Annotated in this window: 13 protein-coding genes, 1 tRNA gene and 1 pseudogene; 7 read left to right on the top strand and 8 right to left on the bottom strand. The window is 38.8% G+C overall.

Annotated elements, in window-relative coordinates; genetic code table 11:
* Window positions 1-82 precede the first annotated feature (82 nt).
* Window positions 83-280, bottom strand: coding sequence for a hypothetical protein (locus IQ228_RS00155; RefSeq protein WP_071992747.1), 198 nt, complete (start codon window positions 278-280; stop codon window positions 83-85).
* A 375-nt stretch (window positions 281-655) separates the two neighbouring features.
* Here IQ228_RS00155 and xth point away from each other — a divergent pair, with 375 nt between their 5' ends.
* Window positions 656-1,438: an exodeoxyribonuclease III gene (xth, locus tag IQ228_RS00150; protein ID WP_027401115.1), complete on the top strand. Its 783-nt coding sequence runs from the start codon at window positions 656-658 to the stop codon at window positions 1,436-1,438.
* Window positions 1,439-1,489: 51 nt separating this feature from the next.
* On the opposite strand, the gene IQ228_RS00145 is transcribed toward xth, so the two are convergent.
* The gene (locus IQ228_RS00145) at window positions 1,490-2,818 is read right to left on the bottom strand and encodes a hypothetical protein (RefSeq protein ID WP_193961894.1); all 1,329 of its coding nucleotides are present in this window, start codon (window positions 2,816-2,818) and stop codon (window positions 1,490-1,492) included.
* A gap of 325 nt (window positions 2,819-3,143) precedes the next feature.
* Between IQ228_RS00145 and IQ228_RS00140 the strand changes: the two genes are divergently transcribed.
* The 5 genes from IQ228_RS00140 to IQ228_RS00120 all read left to right on the top strand — a co-directional run bounded on the left by IQ228_RS00140 (window position 3,144) and on the right by IQ228_RS00120 (window position 9,954).
* Window positions 3,144-6,281: an alpha-mannosidase gene (locus tag IQ228_RS00140; RefSeq protein ID WP_193961893.1), complete on the top strand. Its 3,138-nt coding sequence runs from the start codon at window positions 3,144-3,146 to the stop codon at window positions 6,279-6,281.
* A 356-nt stretch (window positions 6,282-6,637) separates the two neighbouring features.
* A complete protein-coding gene (locus IQ228_RS00135; protein WP_027401118.1) occupies window positions 6,638-7,186 on the top strand; it encodes an NYN domain-containing protein in 549 nt (182 codons plus the stop codon).
* 163 nt (window positions 7,187-7,349) lie between these two features.
* Window positions 7,350-7,421 (top strand) — tRNA-Asn (locus tag IQ228_RS00130).
* Window positions 7,422-8,313: 892 nt separating this feature from the next.
* Complete coding sequence (locus IQ228_RS00125) at window positions 8,314-8,823, top strand: phosphate-starvation-inducible PsiE family protein (RefSeq protein WP_051424226.1); 510 nt, start codon at window positions 8,314-8,316, stop codon at window positions 8,821-8,823.
* Window positions 8,824-9,027: 204 nt separating this feature from the next.
* A complete protein-coding gene (locus IQ228_RS00120; protein WP_027401119.1) occupies window positions 9,028-9,954 on the top strand; it encodes a carbohydrate ABC transporter permease in 927 nt (308 codons plus the stop codon).
* A 571-nt stretch (window positions 9,955-10,525) separates the two neighbouring features.
* Here IQ228_RS00120 and IQ228_RS00115 read toward each other — a convergent pair.
* The 5 genes and pseudogenes from IQ228_RS00115 to murC form a co-directional block, all read right to left on the bottom strand.
* A pseudogene (locus tag IQ228_RS00115) lies at window positions 10,526-10,920 on the bottom strand (Uma2 family endonuclease); the annotation flags it as partial.
* A 93-nt stretch (window positions 10,921-11,013) separates the two neighbouring features.
* The gene (locus IQ228_RS00110; RefSeq protein WP_071992849.1) at window positions 11,014-11,487 is read right to left on the bottom strand and encodes a low molecular weight protein-tyrosine-phosphatase; all 474 of its coding nucleotides are present in this window, start codon (window positions 11,485-11,487) and stop codon (window positions 11,014-11,016) included.
* 415 nt (window positions 11,488-11,902) lie between these two features.
* Complete coding sequence (locus IQ228_RS00105) at window positions 11,903-12,250, bottom strand: YbaB/EbfC family nucleoid-associated protein (protein ID WP_027404347.1); 348 nt, start codon at window positions 12,248-12,250, stop codon at window positions 11,903-11,905.
* Between the two features lie 138 nt (window positions 12,251-12,388).
* Complete coding sequence (gene murB / locus IQ228_RS00100; RefSeq protein WP_027404346.1) at window positions 12,389-13,387, bottom strand: UDP-N-acetylmuramate dehydrogenase; 999 nt, start codon at window positions 13,385-13,387, stop codon at window positions 12,389-12,391.
* A gap of 173 nt (window positions 13,388-13,560) precedes the next feature.
* Window positions 13,561-15,021: a UDP-N-acetylmuramate--L-alanine ligase gene (murC, locus tag IQ228_RS00095; protein WP_027404345.1), complete on the bottom strand. Its 1,461-nt coding sequence runs from the start codon at window positions 15,019-15,021 to the stop codon at window positions 13,561-13,563.
* Between the two features lie 621 nt (window positions 15,022-15,642).
* On the opposite strand from murC, the gene IQ228_RS00090 reads away from it, so the two are divergent.
* Window positions 15,643-16,656 carry a type I glyceraldehyde-3-phosphate dehydrogenase gene (locus IQ228_RS00090; RefSeq protein ID WP_027404344.1) on the top strand — a complete coding sequence of 338 codons (1,014 nt, stop codon included), beginning with the start codon at window positions 15,643-15,645 and terminating at the stop codon, window positions 16,654-16,656.
* A gap of 67 nt (window positions 16,657-16,723) precedes the next feature.
* On the opposite strand, the gene thiL is transcribed toward IQ228_RS00090, so the two are convergent.
* On the bottom strand, window positions 16,724-17,767 hold the full coding sequence (thiL, locus tag IQ228_RS00085; RefSeq protein ID WP_027404343.1) for a thiamine-phosphate kinase: 1,044 nt from the start codon (window positions 17,765-17,767) through the stop codon (window positions 16,724-16,726).
* Window positions 17,768-17,864: the final 97 nt, after the last annotated feature.

Below are 17,864 nucleotides of genomic sequence, written 5' to 3'. Positions count from 1 at the left end.
TCGGCATATATTTTGTATTTAAAATTAGCAATTTCTGATTTTACCCAAATTTATGCTAATTAGCGATCTTTCCCGGACAAATTCAAGAACTCAACGCCGTTTGCGGTAAAACTTCTTGATTACGAGTTTCTCGCTTAGATAGGGGATTAGATCCATCATTGATGCTTAAAACTGGTACTTCTTGTCTACAGGACAGACAAAACCAATAAACCTCATGATGGCGAACATGACGCAGAACCGAACCGCCGCAGCAAGGGCAGGTGTTAACTATGATACTCATAAGATGTCCCCCTTTCAAAAAATTCAACCCTGGCAATGTTATGATTGATCTCGACATCACCATTAAAAACAATTCCAACTTCTACTTTTATGCTTGATTTAATGACGTTCATTTTTGCAGCCCTTTATTTCCCCATTCGGAATCCTCCAATTTGGAGAAAATGGGGGTAAAAAACTATCAATAAATGCTAAATTAACAGATTGTTAAAAGATTTTCACAAACTCATTTTTTGATCGAAACATGAAAAATTCAGAGAACATTATTAAACTATAAACTAGTATAGACCTTGTTCATCTATCTGAGGGATCATAAATATCTAATTTTTACCGAATAAATGCTTCACCATTATTTTGCGATCATTTTAATCAATAACTCATGAAAATTGCTACTTGGAATGTGAATTCTGTGCGGACACGTTTAGAACAGGTTATCAATTGGTTAACAGAAAATCCGGTTGATGTTTTGTGTTTACAAGAAACCAAAGTCATAGACCAGGACTTTCCTAGTCTCGCATTTACAAATTTAGGCTATTATCCGTATATTTCTGGGCAAAAATCTTATAATGGTGTGGCTTTAATTAGTCGTCAACCGTTGATAGATGTAAGTGCAGGGTTTAGTCCTATTTTACCAGGTCTAGAATCAGTATGGGATGAACAAAAACGGGTGATTACGGGTGTAATTGAGGGCGTAAGAATTGTTAATCTTTACGTTCCCAATGGTTCATCTATTGGTAGCGAAAAGTATGAATATAAGTTAGGCTGGTTAAAAATACTGAAAGAATATTTACAGACGTTAATATTATCAAATCCAGCTATTTCTCTGTGTGGTGATTTTAATATTGCCCTAGAAGATATAGATATTAATGATAAAGTAAAAATAGATAATCACATCATGGCATCGGAATTAGAACGTCAAGCTTTACGAGATGTTCTGAATGTAGGTTTTGCAGATGCTTTTCGTAAATTCAACAGCGAAGGGGAAAACTATAGTTGGTGGGATTATCGCACGGCTGCTTTTAAGCGTAATTTAGGTTGGCGAATAGATCACCATTATCTGACACCAATGTTGTATGAACGCGCTCAAAGTTGTATTATTGATATTGAACCGCGAAAGTTAGTTCAACCCAGTGACCATACACCAGTAATTGTAGAATTATAGCGGATTTTAGATCCCCCACTTCTTTGAGAAGTGGGGGATATGATTTTCCATTTATCTTCCTAACAATAAACCTCTGAAAAAATAAATCATGTTTGTTAATATTTGTTCTATCCATAATATAGAATAATCTAACCATTCCAGAATTTGTTCTAATGGGTGTTTTTCGTAGCCTAATGAGGTGGCGGAAATATCAATCCAGTCTGGCTTAAAATTAAATTCTTGGCTGGTTTGACTGCCTGTTTGGGTAAATTCGTCGTTTTTCGGTTGAGGTGGTTGTTGACCCATTGTAGTCCGAATTCTCGGTAATCCCCATCTTATTTGAGATTGCGGTAGTTTATTGACATCATTATTATCAGATAATTCTTCAATATTGGTGGGGGTATTACCAAATAAATCATTCCATGTTAACCAGGTATCTTCTGAAGTATCCCCAATATTTAACTGATTGTTTGCTGATACTATCTTTTCAAAATCAGGTTTACTTTGTGGGGTTTCTCCAGAAGAATTTGAGTCAAGTTGATAAGTATTTCTGACAACAAAAAAGTAGTTTATCGCGGCTAAAATTAAATTAGAAATACTTTGTTGCGGAGGTTTTAAGTGATCATGATTAATAGTTAAATCATTAACTTGACTTTGGAAATTTTTGACGATTTCCTGACTATGTTTTTGGACGGGGACTAAAGCCGTAGTTTCTAAATTAGCAATTAATTGATCGAGAAATCCAAAAAGTTTCAGGGGATTGAGGAGAGGTTGTTGTACTATGATAGGATCATCATCAGTTAACTTATTCAAAAGATCATCAATTTTGGGTAATAATTCTTGTTGTTGGTGAGTAATTAGTTGTAAAGAATACCGATATTCACTAATTTCGCTATTAATTCTATCTGCTAATTTGACGTTTTGCTGCGGTGTGAAAACATCGAAAATACGATTATCTGCGCTTACTAATACTAAATTACGAGTTTGCAATTCTATGGCAATTCCTTGTACTGTTGGTATATGCTGTTGCAGGGTATTTTCTGGAGTTGGAGAATTCGGCTGAGGAAAAATTTTCTTCCACAAAGATCCTAAAAATGTGAGAGGATTTGTTTGTGAGGAAGTTGGTATATCAGTCTCTCCGGGAGGAAGATTTTTGATAACATCTAATATAATTTGAATTGGCGCATCACTGGTAGGAGGAGTTGCTGATTGTAATTTTTTGACTGTGCCATCTTGTTGCCATAATTGGTACAGTGGATAAAGTAGAGAACCTATACCCGAACCAGTAGCAAGTTGCAAATTCTTGAAGGTGTTTTCCAGTGTTTGTGTCAACCGTCGAGAATGCTGGTAGACAAAGTTGAAGAGTTTGCTTTGATAGCGATTGGAGAAATCAGAAGACATGGTAATTATGTATAATTTGTAAGGTGGAGGTTATCGTCAATTAAAGGCTTTAGGTGTTGCTGATTAAGGGGATGAATTTTAGTCTCACGCAAAGGCGCAAAGACGCAAAGGTCAGAGTTTTAAAGGTTTAATTTGGGAATTTCATACCTTAGTTCAGCAACGCCTAATTTTGAATTGTTAAGAGATTCCCACAGACATATGAATTTTCAGCAATATCAATTATTGACATTTATAGTAATTGGGAATTGCATGAGAGACAAACTAAAAATCAAAGCAGCTTCATTTCTGATTTCTGACTCCTGCTGTATATTATTTTATTAGAAATATGACTCTTCCTGTATCCTCATTAAATACTAAATCTATATCAACAGCAATTGAAATTTTGCGTTCTTGTTGTCAGGTTGATATCCAGTCAAGCTGGCGATATCAGGAAACTGACGGGGTAGTTACTGATTTTATCCCATTTAGTTTAACTGATTGGCAACCTGTTGAGCTAAATGAAAAAGCTCATGTTTCCTGGACAGGGGGAAACCGGGTATTATGGTTAGGACAAAAATTTTCTGTTCCTGAACATTTACACAATTTTCCGTTAACAAGTTTGTCTTTGCGCGTGGCTTTGGTATGGTGGGCAGATTTAGCAGAAGTGTATGTTAATGGTAAGTTAGTATTGACGGGGGATTTGTTTGATTCTTCCCCGCGAGTATTGCTGAGTCCAAGTGTCAGTCCTGGAGAAGAGTTTACCATAGCTTTGCGGTTGGTGAGTCCGGGACATTGTGATGGGGCGTTGATGCGATCGCTTGCAATTTTTGAGTCCACAGATTATGATAATCCTGATGCTGGTTTTATTGCTGATGAATTAGCAGTTACGGAAATTCTTTTACAAAACTTCGCACCAGAAAAGTTACTAAGTTTAGCTGGGGAAGTTGAGAAATTTACAAATCGCCAAGACGCAGAAAATCAAGATTGGAAAACATATCTGCTGAATTTGCGACAAACCTATTTGAGTTTAGCTGAATTTATCAACGCCCAAAAATATAAAATTAATTTATTAGGTCATGCACATTTAGATTTAGCATGGTTATGGCCTGTGGAGGAAACTTGGAAAGCAGCACAAAATACTTTTGAGTCAGCTTTAAAACTCCAACAGGATTTTCCCGAATTGATTTTCTGTCATACCACACCGGCGTTGTATGCTTGGGTAGAGGAAAATCGTCCCGACTTGTTTCGAGAAATTCAAAATCAAGTTAAAGCCGGAAAATGGGAATTTTTAGGTGGTTTTTGGGTAGAACCGGATTTAAATTTAATTGCTGGTGAGTCTATAGCCCGTCAGTTATTATATGGACAAAGGTATTTTCTCCAGAAGTTCGGAAAAATATCTTCTGTAGTTTGGGTTCCCGACACCTTTGGTTTTTGTGCGACGTTACCCCAATTTTTTGCAAATGCGGGAATTGAGTGTTTTGTAACTCAGAAACTCCGCTGGAATGATACAACTAAATTTGATTATGACTTATTTTGGTGGCGATCGCCTGATGGCAGTCAAACATTAAGTTTCATGTCCGCACCTATCGGCGAAACCATCGAACCTGTAAAAATGACCAAGTCCGCTTGTGACTGGAAAACTCAAACAGGTTTACACAATTCTCTTTGGCTTCCCGGAGTCGGTGATCATGGTGGTGGTCCAACCCGTGATATGCTAGAAACCGCGCGACGGTGGGAACATTCCCCAATTTTCCCCAAGTTAGAATTTACAACTTCCGAAAAATACCTCAACGACATAAAATCATCAACTCAAAACTTACCAGTTTGGGAAGACGAACTTTATTTAGAATTCCACCGAGGATGTTATACTACCCACGCAGACCAAAAACGCTGGAATCGCAAATCTGAACATTTATTATATAGTGCTGAATTATTCGCAACTTTAGCAAATATCCTTTGTGGTGCAGAATTTCCACAAACAGAAATAGAAACCGCATGGAAAAAAGTTTTATTTAACCAGTTTCACGACATTCTCCCCGGTTCTTCCATTACCCAAGTTTACGCAGACGCTTTATGGGAATGGGAAGCAGTAGAACAATCAGGAACGAAAATACTAGAAGACTCATTAAAAGCGATCGCTTCCACAATCAACATACCACAACCTCCCAACCCTGAGAGCATCCCCGTCATAATTTTTAACTCACTCAACTGGGAACGTTCCCAAGTTGTCACCATTGACTTATCAAAAATCATCACCACAGATTACCCAACCTGGAAAGTTGCTGATATTCAAGGAAAAGAAATCCTCTCCCAAAACAGCGAAAACTCAACCTTATTATTTTTCGCAACCATACCATCTATAGGTTACAGCATTTTCTGGCTTTCTCCATCTTCCCCCCAACCCAAAACATTCCCCGAAAACTGGATATTAGAAACCGAATATTTGCAAATTCAAATCAACTCCGAAACCGGAGATATAGCCAACATCTTCGACAAAACCCAACAACGAGAAATTTTAACTGGTGCAGGAAATCAACTTCAAGCCTTTAGGGACAGTGGACAATATTGGGATGCTTGGAACATAGACCCAGATTATAACACAAAACCTCTACCGCCAACTCAATTAAAATTAATTCAATGGCAAGAATATGGAGAAATTCAACAACGATTGCGAGTAGTCCGTCAACTCGGAAAATCAGAATTTTGTCAAGATTACATCTTGGAAATCGGTTCACCAATTTTGAAAATAACTAATACTGTAAATTGGCAAGAAAATCACGTATTAGTTAAAACAGCCTTTCCTCTCAACCTCCAAGCCGAATTTGCCACTTATGAAATTCCCTGCGGCGCTATTCATCGTCCCACAAATCCCCAAACCCCCGCAGAAAAGGCAAAATGGGAAGTCCCCGCATTACATTGGGCAGATTTAACCACAGATACAAAGATCGGAAAATACGGAGTTAGTCTTCTCAATGATTGTAAATATGGTTACGATGCCAAACCTAACCAACTACGCCTCACCTTGCTAAGAAGTTCCCATTGGCCAGACTCCCAAGCAGATAGAGGGATACAAGAATTTACCTACAGTTTATATCCTCATTTAGACAGTTGGGAAGAAGCAGAAACCGTTAAACGTGGTTATGAGTTGAATGTTCCTTTGCAAGTATTAGTAAACCCAATCAAATATCAACCTGGATTAAACCCTTGTCAAAGCCAAAGTTTTCTCACCTTATCAGCAGATAACTTGATTTTAATGGCACTCAAACCCAGTGAAAACGATCCAAAAAAGTTTATTCTTCGCTTTTATGAATGTCACGGAAAAACAGCAGAATTATCTTTGCAAAGCGAGATTCTAAATCTAGAAAACCCAACCGACTTATTAGAAGATAATATCAAACTTTCCGCAATAAATCAAGTAAATAAAAATATTCAACCTTGGAAAATTGTGACATTTCAAGCCATATCTAGCAGAATTCAGGAGTAGGGACGGGGTCTCCCCGCCCAAAATAATCAAATCTGCGTTTATCTGCGTTTATCTGCGTTTAATTATCATTAAAAACTAAACTTCGTGAAAAAGCAGTCAAAATGCTATTCAAAAAGCCTTCTATCCTGGAAACATAAAATTTTATAGACAGAGAAAAATATTTTTTTAGAGAAAATAAATTCAGTAACCCTGATTTTTAGAGGCTTTTTCAAAATCATAGCTTCTATCGTAGGGTCTAAATTTGATTAAAAGAGGCAGTTTTTATTTCTTGTAACATGGGGTTACAAGCAATGCTTCATTTACTATAAGTCTTATGAATGATTTTTGTTAACTCTAGATAATTGTGATTAAAAACCATGTCTCGTTCCATAGTCCCGGCCGTTCTCTTAGTAGACGGTTACAATATTATAGGCACTTGGCCTTGCTTGATAAAAACCCGTGATCATGCCGGACTTGAGGCTGCACGGGGTGAATTAGTGGAAGTAATGACTAATTATAGTGCTTTCCAAGGTTATGAAACTCAGGTAGTGTTTGATGCTCAATATCAAAACACTCCTAGTAACAGAGAAACTATTACAAATTTTCTAACAGTACATTATACGGATTTTGGTCAGACCGCAGACACATATATAGAAAAAACCTGTGCGTCTCTCCGTCACCAAATATCCCAATGTTTAATTTCCCGCATGATTGTCGCTACATCAGATCGAGCGCAGCAGTTAACAGTCCAGGGATATGGTGCTGAATGGTTATCAGCGCATCAACTATGTGGCGAAGTAGAAACTACTGTCTGTCGAATGCGCCATAGGTATCAGTCGCAAAAACAACCGAAAAGTAGATTCTTGGTGAATGGAATTGATCCTAAAGCCAGACAACGGCTGACGGAATTGCGAATGGGATTATAATTTCAGCATTCGTAAATCTCCGAATGTAGCTGCTGGAAAGGTTTTGGGGCATTAAAAGTGAGAAATTTCAGCAGCCATAAAAAAAGTTGGGAAATTTTTCCAAAACCCCTTGCATTAATTTGGATTTAGGTTTATTATAGCTAAAGTTAAGAGCAAAGAGCATTCCTCAGTAGCTCAGTGGTAGAGCGATCGACTGTTAATCGATTGGTCGCTGGTTCGAATCCGGCCTGGGGAGTTTAAATAAAAGATAAGGCGTGAAACAAAAGTTAATGAGTTTTACGTCTTGTTTTTTGTATACTCAAAACGGCTTAATTGTTTGATTCTAAAGGTAGTAGTAGTAGGGGTAAAGCAAGAGCTTCATTGGTGTCAACTTAAGTTAAAAATGGCTTATCTGTTTGCTTCCACACCGCCCGGAAATGAATTTCCGGGCTAATAGCGAAAGTAAACTAAAGTTTACTCAAAAATTTCCGGGTTATTTAGTCATCAAAAGACAACTTCTGCTATTAGACTGGGAATATGGCTAACGCCACGCTACGCTATCATTCCCAGGCGGGCTACAGGTTTCACGTTAAGTTGACACCATTAAGCACTGCTCATTGGTGTCAACTTAACGTAAAACATCTATCCCGCAAAGAACTCAACTTACCTCATTCCCAGTCTCTGACTGGGAATGAATTATAGAAGGCTCTGCCTTCAATGATATTAGAGGCAGAGCCTCATCAACTGCATTCCTAGTCAGAGACTAGGAACGAGATGTGGTAGGGATTTGAGCTTAAGTTGACACCAATGAAGCTCTTGCTTTACCCCTACACATCTAGGTTCTTTGTCATTTCACAAAAGTTTATATCCTACTTGTGTTTAATAAGTAATTGAACAAAAATATTTACAGTCATTGCGAGGGAAGAGAAGCAATCACAACCCTGGCGATTGCTTCATTTCACTTCGTTCCATATGGCTAACGCCACGCTGCGCTAATGCAATGACATTATGTAATTAATTCTGTCTCACTACTGATTATGCTTTAATTGGATAGTTGCTAATTACGTCTTGTTCTCTGTTTACTTTATTAAAATCTGTTTAATGGTTAATTATTAAAATAGATGTATTGATCTTTTTTAGGAAATACCATGCCACAGCGGATAATTATAGAAGTCAATAATTGGTTTAAACGAGATAGAATTGTTCGTAACTTAGAGCTTTTTCAGGATATTATTGTCATCTCCCTTTGTGTGAGTTTATTTTGTGTTATGCTCATTCGATTAGGAGATATGTTTTTATCGTTTTTACGTCCATTAGATTTACGGCAAGTCACATCTGATATTCTGTTTATTTTGATATTAGTAGAACTGTTTCGGTTATTAGTTGATTACCTCCAAGAACGCAGTATATCCGTAGGTGCAGCCGTAGAAATTACGATTGTTTCGGCTTTGCGAGAGGTAATTTTACGTGGTGTATTAGAAATTTCCCGCGACCAACTTTTTGGACTTTCTGTATTTCTATTAGTTTTATCAGGAATTTTCCTAGCTTTACCTTGGATGCCTAGCTTATTAAAACAGGTGAAAATTAATAACCATGAGACAGTAGAACCAGAATCATACAGCAGAATTCAAGAGTCAGGAGTCAGCAGTAAAACGTAATTTTGCCAAAAAATAGGGAAGAGGATTATTTAACCAATTCCCCAATTAAATAAGTAGGTTGGCGTTGAAAATTGTAGTTATGGCAAGGCAAAAGGCAAGAGGCAAGAGGTAAGAGTGAAGAGGGTTTAGGCGATTTTACATTTCTTTACACAGTTTGGTTTTATTGTGTTCACCTACTTATTAGTTTTATGGGAGTCCGATAATATGTCTCAATTAACATCAAAACAATGGATTTTAATCAAACACAAAATTACACCATATTTGTTCTTATTACCTGCCTTGATTATCTTAATATTAACTGTTTTTTGGCCAGCAGTTCAAGCCTTTTATCTGAGTTTTACCAACTATGAAAATATAGGAGATCCTCCTCAATGGATTGGCTGGAAAAATTTCCTGCGTTTATCGAAAGATCCAGTTTTTTGGCAAACATTACAAAATACATTTATTTATCTGATTGGTGTTGTTCCTATTTTAGTATTTTTACCCTTAGCTTTAGCAATTTTAGTGAATCAAAAACTGCGGGGAATGAATTGGTTTAGGACAGCATATTATACTCCAGTTGTAATTTCTATGGTAGTAGCTGGGATAGCTTGGAAATGGTTATATGCAGAGAACGGATTGCTGAATCAAATTCTCAAAACTTTAGGGATTTTTCCTGACGGAATTCCCTGGTTAACAAGTCCTGATAAGATATTGGGAATTGTTCCCATTTCTTTAGCTAGTATTATGGCTGTAACGATTTGGAAGGGCTTAGGCTATTATATGGTAATTTATTTAGCTGGATTACAAGCCATTCCCGCTGATATTTATGAAGCTGCGGCTATTGATGGTTCAGATAGTGTTCGTAAACATTGGGATATTACCTTACCATTGATGCAACCCTATTTAGCTTTAGTGGCTGTAATTTCGGCAATTTCCGCAACTAAAGTTTTTGAAGAAGTTTATATTATGACCCAAGGCGGACCACTCAATAGTTCTAAGACTATTGTTTATTATTTGTATGAACAAGCATTTGGTAATTTAGAGATTAGCTATGCTTGTACCATTGGTTTGGTGCTATTTTTAATTATTTTAGGGTTATCAATTTTAAGATTAGTTATCAATCAAGATGGGAATGATTTTAGTGTTTAATATTTAAAGATGAATTTTGCATCAATATCTATTACGAGTCATGTAAGAAGAGAATAGTTAGTTAAACTGCAAAAGGCTAGAACATCTGTTTTTACATGATAGTTTTTCTTTAACTGAAAAATAGTTAACTAAGAGGGTGTTTGAAAAGTTTTTAATGTATAAACAGACCCCTCTCCAAACCTCTCCCCGAAGCGGGGAGAGGCTTTGAAAACCCCCTTCCCTCGTAGGGAAGGGGGCAGGGGGGTTAGGTTTTTGGAGATTATCGGTTTCATCTAATACTTTTAAAACATCCTCTAAACTGGAATCTACTATGCCCCAGACTAAGAGAGTAACCGTTCACGGGGGGTACAAAAAACACTCTATATGAGATTCCACGAAAACAGCATGAAAAACGTTATAGATTTGATTTTTTTAGGTCATTTGAAATTCGCAAAATCTCTATATCGGTTTGCAAATCGTTTTCTAGCCAATTTAAGAACCATTCGTTAATATGTCAAGTTGCCTGAAAAACCCAACAGACAAAGCTTTCAGGTTTTTTAATAAATTCTCACCCCCTGTGAACGGTTACCAAAGAATAAGCTTGAGATTTAGTTTCATAATCTAATTTTAAACTACTATCTGCAACTTCAATAATTAAATAAACTTCCGATGGTGTAGGATGATGATCTGCATAGTCCAAAGGATCAATTTTTACAACTGAAATATCTGGTTCTGGTTCAGACCGTTCATTTAACTTTACAGGTTCTTGACTAGATACCCAAGCACGATTTTCCAATCTTTTTTTGAATAAATAGTCTGTTCTTACCACTGCTGAACGGTGCGCTGTTCCTTTTGCAATCATCCAAATAATTTCCCCTCTAAAAGTTTCACCCGTTTATCTGGTGCAAAAATACCCGCTTCAGTCATGCGGTGATATTCTTCCACCGTCCACAAGCGCAATTGTAGATTTGTTTCTGTACTTTGCATAGCGGCTTTTGAGGTTGACTAGATATAGTTTAAATATATTAGATCCCCGACTTCTCAAAGAAGTCGGAGATCTGAGAATGATAATATTTATGATTACTTCTGGGTGATATGTTTCAATAGACCTTGACAGGCATCCATCAGTAAATCTATCACATGATTAAAGCCCTCAACCCCACCATAATAGGGGTCTGGGACTTCCTTGAGGGTGTGTGTAGAGCAAAAATCACACATCAACCTAACTTTAGAATGATATTGCCCAGAACGGTCAACAGCGAGGATATCATCATAATTATTACGATCCATTGCCAAAATCAAATCAAACTCTTGAAAGTCACGGATTTGAAATTGCCGAGCTTGTCCAATGAGTTTAAATCCTAACTTATTCTCTGCTGCGGCACTCATGCGTCGATCCGGTGCTGCACCAATGTGATAACCAGCAGTACCGGCAGAATCGCAAAGAATTGTATTATTTAACCTGGCTTGGTCAATGAGATGATTCATAATATTTTCAGCCGATGGCGATCGGCAAATATTACCAAGGCAGACAAACAGTAGCTTATAAGGCATAATATTTTGATTTAAGTTTTAGTTTTGTGTCAGTTGCCAGTTATTTTACACTCCTGACCACTGACCGGGAATTTTAGATTTTGGATTTTAGATAAAAAAGTTCGGTACGAGTTCCCATCCTTGAGAATGGAAAAATACTCGTTGCGCTGCGCTGCGTACGCTTCGCTAACGTCAATCCCAAAACCAAAATTTTTGAGCTTCTACACTTTAGGTTGGAGTCAATCCAAAATCCAAAATCCAAAATCGTCAATCCAAAATTGAGTGACTAAGTAGTGAGACAGAATTAATTACACAATGTCATTCCGTTAGCGCAGCGTGGCGTTAGCCATAGGGAACGAAGTGAAATGAAGCAATCGCCAGGGTTGTGATTGCTTCCCTTCCCTCGCAATGACTGTAAATATTTTTGTTCAATTACTTACATTCCAGGTAATTCCAGTCCACTGGTTAGATCTTCCATACGTTCTCGCATGGTTTCGGTGGACTTTTTATAGGCATCTTTCATCGCCGCCGCGACTAAATCAGAAAGCACTTCTGGACCTTCTGCTAAAGCAGATGGAGCAATTTCTACTCGTTTGGGTTCTTGGTTGCCACTGACGACGACTTTCACAAGTCCACCACCAGATTCTCCAAGAATCTCCATTTGCTCCAATTCTTCTTGAAGACGCTTTGCACCTTCTTGAACTTGTTGCGCTTTTTTAAATGCTTCGGCTAGTTCTTTCATTTTGCCTAAGCCAAAGCCAAATCCCTGTCCTTTTTCTGCCATAACTGGTTATCCGCTGTACGATTGTTGACAAATCAAATTCAATTATAGATGCGATGAGTCATTAGTCATTAGTCATTAGTCATTAGTCATTGGTAATTTAATTACTCTTGCCTATTGCCTATTGCCTCTTGCCTTTATTTAGCAACCTGCTTGAAACTCACCTAACATTTTCACTTCTGGTTCTAGCCAAATTGACCAGCGTTCTTGCACCTCATTTTGAACATGACGAATAAGGGAGAAAATATCGCTGGCTTTAGCTCCTCCCCGATTGACGATAAAATTAGCATGAAGTTGGGCGACTTGCGCTCCTCCTAATTGATAACCCTTGAGTCCGGTTTGTTCAATTAACCAACCAGCAGAATAAGGTTTAGGATTTCTAAACACACTGCCACAACTAGGATAGCTGTAGGGTTGAGTGCTGAGTCGGTGTTTTTTATGTTCCTTAGTTCTAGCTGTCACTTGCACAGGATCTGCTCCTGGTTGCAGTTGGAAGGTGGCTTGAGTCACAATCCGCTTACGACCTTGGAGGAGTGAACTCCTGTATGTGTAACCTAATTCCTCTGGGGTGAGAGTTGCCAAAGTTCCATCTGGAGAAAGAACTTGAGCGCTAACTAACATATCTGCGATACAGCTATTGTGCGCTCCAGCATTCATTACCACTGCACCGCCCACAGTTCCGGGAATACCCACAGCCCATTCTAATCCTTCCCATCCTAAAGCGGCTGCGTCCCATGCTAGAGTCGGGATAGGTTCTCCGGCGGATACAGTTAATTGACCTGTAGTTGGGTCAAAGTTTTTAGACCGGAGATGACGAGTGGCAATGACTAGACCGGGTATGCCGCGATCGCTCACCAACAAATTAGAACCAGCACCCAATACTGTGATTGCTAAATTATTTTCTTTTGCGTACTCAATACTTACTTGTAACGCTTCTAAATCATAGGGAGAAACATAGCACTCAGCCTCTCCACCAACTCGATAAGAAGTAAACGCTGACAAAGAAGTATGAGTTTTCAAAGGACAATTCGTCCCTGGTAGGTAAATTAATTTACTATTATCCACATCATCTTTTGTTTGCATTTGTGGAGTGAAATTAGAAAATTCGCAGATTTTGCCAAATCCCTGGGAAGTTATCATCTTTACTTCAATTAGTGAATTTTTGACATTTGTTATTTATGGCAACAGACAAGATAGTGAGGACATCAATTAACTGTGAAACTCAGAAGACAACAGGGTTTTATTCCTGAATCGGTGAATCTTTGTCTATGGTAGTGAATTGATGACAACACTACTAGAGTGAAGTTCTTAGTCTAAGAAGTGGCGATCGCTGGTTCACTCATGATGGTAATCAGTTCGGGAATAGCCTGATTTAAGTTACCCGCACCTAAAAACAGTGCCAAATCCCCCGAACATAAGGTTTGCAGTAAAAACTCACTAACCAAAGATAAAGTTTGTTGATAAACCACTTCAGGATTGTGTTTACTAATCGCAGTAGCTAAATCCTGTCCACTCACTTGTCCTAAATCAGGTTCACCCGCACTGTAAATATCCGTCAGCACAACTAAATCAGCATGAGTAAAAGACTCAGCAAACTCTTCTAAAAACGTTAATGTCCGCGTGTAACGATGAGGTTGGAAGATAGCAACTACCCTTTGTCCCGGTCTAGCTTGAAGACGAGCAGCGGCTAAAGTAGCGCGAATTTCGCTAGGATGATGGGCATAATCATCAATAAAAGTCACCCCAGCCGCCTCACCTCGGAACTCAAACCGTCGTCTTGCGCCTTCAAATGTAGCAATACCTTGGGCAATTTCTCCAAATTCTAATCCCAAAACTCTACCCACAGCTACTGCTGCTAGAGAATTGCTGAGGTTATGATGACTCAATAGCTGTAAATTTAACAAACCCAAAGCTTTACCCTTTTCCCATACCAAAGCTGTTGTGCCATCAGCACGATAATCTATATTGGTAACGGTGTAATCAGCACCTTTATCTGGGTAAAGACTATAGGTAATGGTTGGTTTAAACCTATCACGCACTGTCTGACAATCAATGCTACCCACCAAAGTTTTGCAACCTTGAGCAAAGGTTTGGAAGGTATCAACCACCTCTTCCAATGTCTCATAGTGGTCAGGATGATCTAATTCAATATTAGTAATAATACCAATCTCTGGAGCGTGTTTTACCAGAGAACCATCGGACTCATCTGCCTCTGCTACTAAATAACGGCTTGCACCCATTCTAGCATTACCTTCCCAAGCCTTAACTTCACCACCGACCAAAATTGTCGGATCAAGCCCAGCTTGCAATAGCATATAACCAATCATACTACTAGTAGTGGTCTTGCCATGAGTTCCTGCTACAGCAATACTGTAGTAATCAGCAATCAAAGCTGCGAGAACATCAGAACGATGCCAAATGGGGCAACCTAATTCTAGAGCCGCTTTATACTCCAAATTATTAGCATTAATAGCTGTAGAACAAATCACTTGGGGTAAAGCGGTTTTCACAGCAGACAACTTTTCTGGAGAAGTTAACGGTACGGTATTAGCCCTTACTTCTGACAGAAAAAATGCCAAATTATTGGCTTCTTGTTTACTGAAAATGTGAGCGCCCAGGGATTCTAACTTGTGCGTAATATGGTTAGCACGTAAATCTGAACCGGATACTGGCAATTGGCGTTTAGTTAGAACATAAGCCAAAGCAGACATTCCAATCCCACCAATCCCAATGAAATGAAATGGTCTGCCACTAAAATCTATAGAATTACTCATTTTTATTTACCTCTTACACCACACCACACCAGAACCACATAAGACACGCGTATCATAACAGGATTTTGATTGTTACAGATCCTAACTATGCCATCCAAAATATTCATCCCTGCTGAATGATTAAATTTTGACTTTCGTTTTGCTCTGTGAGCCAGATTACCCCCCGGTCGAAAATTCTTGCTGTTTTTAATCTGCCCATAAGATTATTCTGAAAATTTCTGCTACATCGGGAAAGAAAATTGTGTAAATTTAAATACATTTTGTTATGATTGTTTTAGAACTAAGTAGCATGGGCTTAGAGACAGCAACTTGGATCACTTACTAAAAGCCTCTGTCGGAATTGACTACAATAGTACATTGGTAGTGAAATTATTGTTCAATTTATAAAAATCATCATTGGGAATAGGGGGCAGGGGGCAGGGGAAGAATTTTCTTTCTTGTTTTCTTCTTTTCTTCTTTTCTTCCTCCTGACTCCTGACTCCTGACTCCTGACTCCTGATTATAAATTCTGTATTTTTTTGTTGATCTAAAACTTTCTGGTTATAAATAGCCACCCTCTTTGCGATATGATTGGGGTCAACGATATCAACTTATAGGCATAAATACAGAGGGCAAGACACTGTGATTAGAGTTGCAATTAACGGTTTCGGGCGCATTGGACGTAACTTTGCACGCTGCTGGGTGGGCAGAGAAAATAGCAATATCGAACTGGTCGGGATTAATGACACATCCGACCCTAGAACTAATGCTCACCTGCTTAGATATGACTCTATGCTAGGCAAGTTGAAAGGTGTGGATATTAGTGCTGATGATAACTCCATCACAATTAATGGAAATACAATTAAATGCGTATCTGATCGCAACCCAGATAACTTGCCCTGGAAAGAATGGGGAATTGACCTGATTATCGAATCAACAGGTGTTTTTACCAGCAAAGAAGGGGCAATGAGGCACGTAAATGCCGGGGCTAAAAAGGTTTTGATTACAGCCCCTGGTAAAAATGAAGATGGTACTTTTGTCGTCGGTGTAAATCATCATGATTATGACCACAACAAACATAACATCATCAGTAACGCTAGTTGTACAACCAACTGTTTAGCTCCTATTGCCAAGGTATTAGATGAAAAATTTGGTATCATTAAAGGCATAATGACCACTACCCACAGCTACACAGGTGATCAGCGTTTACTAGACGCTTCCCACCGTGATTTGCGTCGGGCTAGAGCAGCAGCTATCAACATTGTTCCCACTTCTACAGGTGCAGCAAAAGCAGTAGCTTTGGTACTTCCTCAGTTGAAGGGTAAGTTAAATGGTGTGGCTTTGCGTGTACCTACCCCTAACGTTTCTATGGTGGATTTTGTAGTGCAAACTGAAAAGCGCACTATTACCGAAGAAGTTAATCAAGCGCTGAAAGAGGCTGCTGAAGGTCCTCTCAAAGGCATTTTGGGTTACACCGAATTGGAACTTGTATCTTCTGACTATCAAGGGACAGATGAATCTTCTGTTGTTGATGCCAGCTTGACTATCGTTATGGGCAATGACATGGTGAAGGTTATGGCATGGTATGACAATGAGTGGGGTTATAGCCAACGTGTTCTTGATTTGGCGGAATTAGTAGCTGAAAAATGGGTTTAATTGTCCTTTGTCAGTTGTCCTTTGTCAGTTGTTTTTTGTTTAAATACTACTGACCACTGACTACTGACTACTGACTAAAATGTTGAAATCCCTGGCTGAGGCTGAGAACTTGGTCGGGGATTTCTGCTTTTTCTTGGTGTAAAATCACGTTTGAGCCTGGGGTAATTGTGCCAATTATGGCGGCACCTGTGCCTAGTTTTTGCACTAATGCTAATGCTGGTTCTGGTGGTAAACACAGGACTAATTCAAAGTCTTCGCCACCGTAGAGGGCATATTCTAATGATTTTTCTGGTGTTAGCCACTCTTCAAAGGCTGATGGTAAGGGGATTTGACTAGATTCTATAACTGCACCGACTTGACTGGCTCGGCAAATTTGTAATACTGCGTCTGCTAAACCGTCGCTACTATCCATGCCAACAACGGTAATTTTAGATTTTAGATTTTGGATTTTGGATTGGGATTCTACAATTTTCCACAAAATAGGTAAGACATCTAAACGGGGTTTAGGACGTTGATGGGCGGTGATTAAGGCTGTCTTGGCTTCAGTTTTGAGGTTTTGACCGATTGAGGGATTTAAGAGTAGTTCTAAGCCTGCACGAGACGCTCCATGTATACCTGTGATCACAATAGCATTTCCTACTTGGGCGATCGCACGACGGATGATGAAGTTGGGGTTGGCTTGACCAAAGGCGGTAATTGCTAAAGTGGTAATGGGCGATCGCACTATATCACCACCTACTATGGGAACATGATATTTTGATAAGCATTTTGTCATACCCTGATATAGTCGCTCTACCCAATTTACAGTCACATCTCCAGGTAAACCTAGTCCCACAGTTATGCCCACCGGAGTTGCCCCCATAGCTGCTAAATCCGACAAATTCGCCGCCGCAGCCCGCCAACCGGCATCCTCTGGAGAGGTGGTAACATCGCTAAAATGCACGCCGTCAATCAGCATATCTGTGGTGACTATTAAAGATTGATTTGGCAAAGTTTCCAATACTGCCGCATCATCACCAATGATATCGGGTGGACAAAAGCGTTGTAATCTTTCTAAAAGACCTTGTTCACCAATATCTCGAACTCGCAGGGAAGATAAATTATTATTCATAATAAAATTTACTGATTACAGAAGTATCTGGTAAGCGTAAAGCTCAGTGGCTTCAGAGAAAGAGATATAAGCGACACGGGCGGTTTTAACCGCCTTT

Origin of the sequence: Dolichospermum sp. LEGE 00246, from assembly GCF_015207865.1 — a bacterium.
Taxonomy (GTDB): Bacteria; Cyanobacteriota; Cyanobacteriia; order Cyanobacteriales; family Nostocaceae; genus Dolichospermum; species Dolichospermum heterosporum.
Note: the sequence above shows the minus strand (reverse complement) of the source record. Positions and strands in the feature narration are given on the sequence as shown.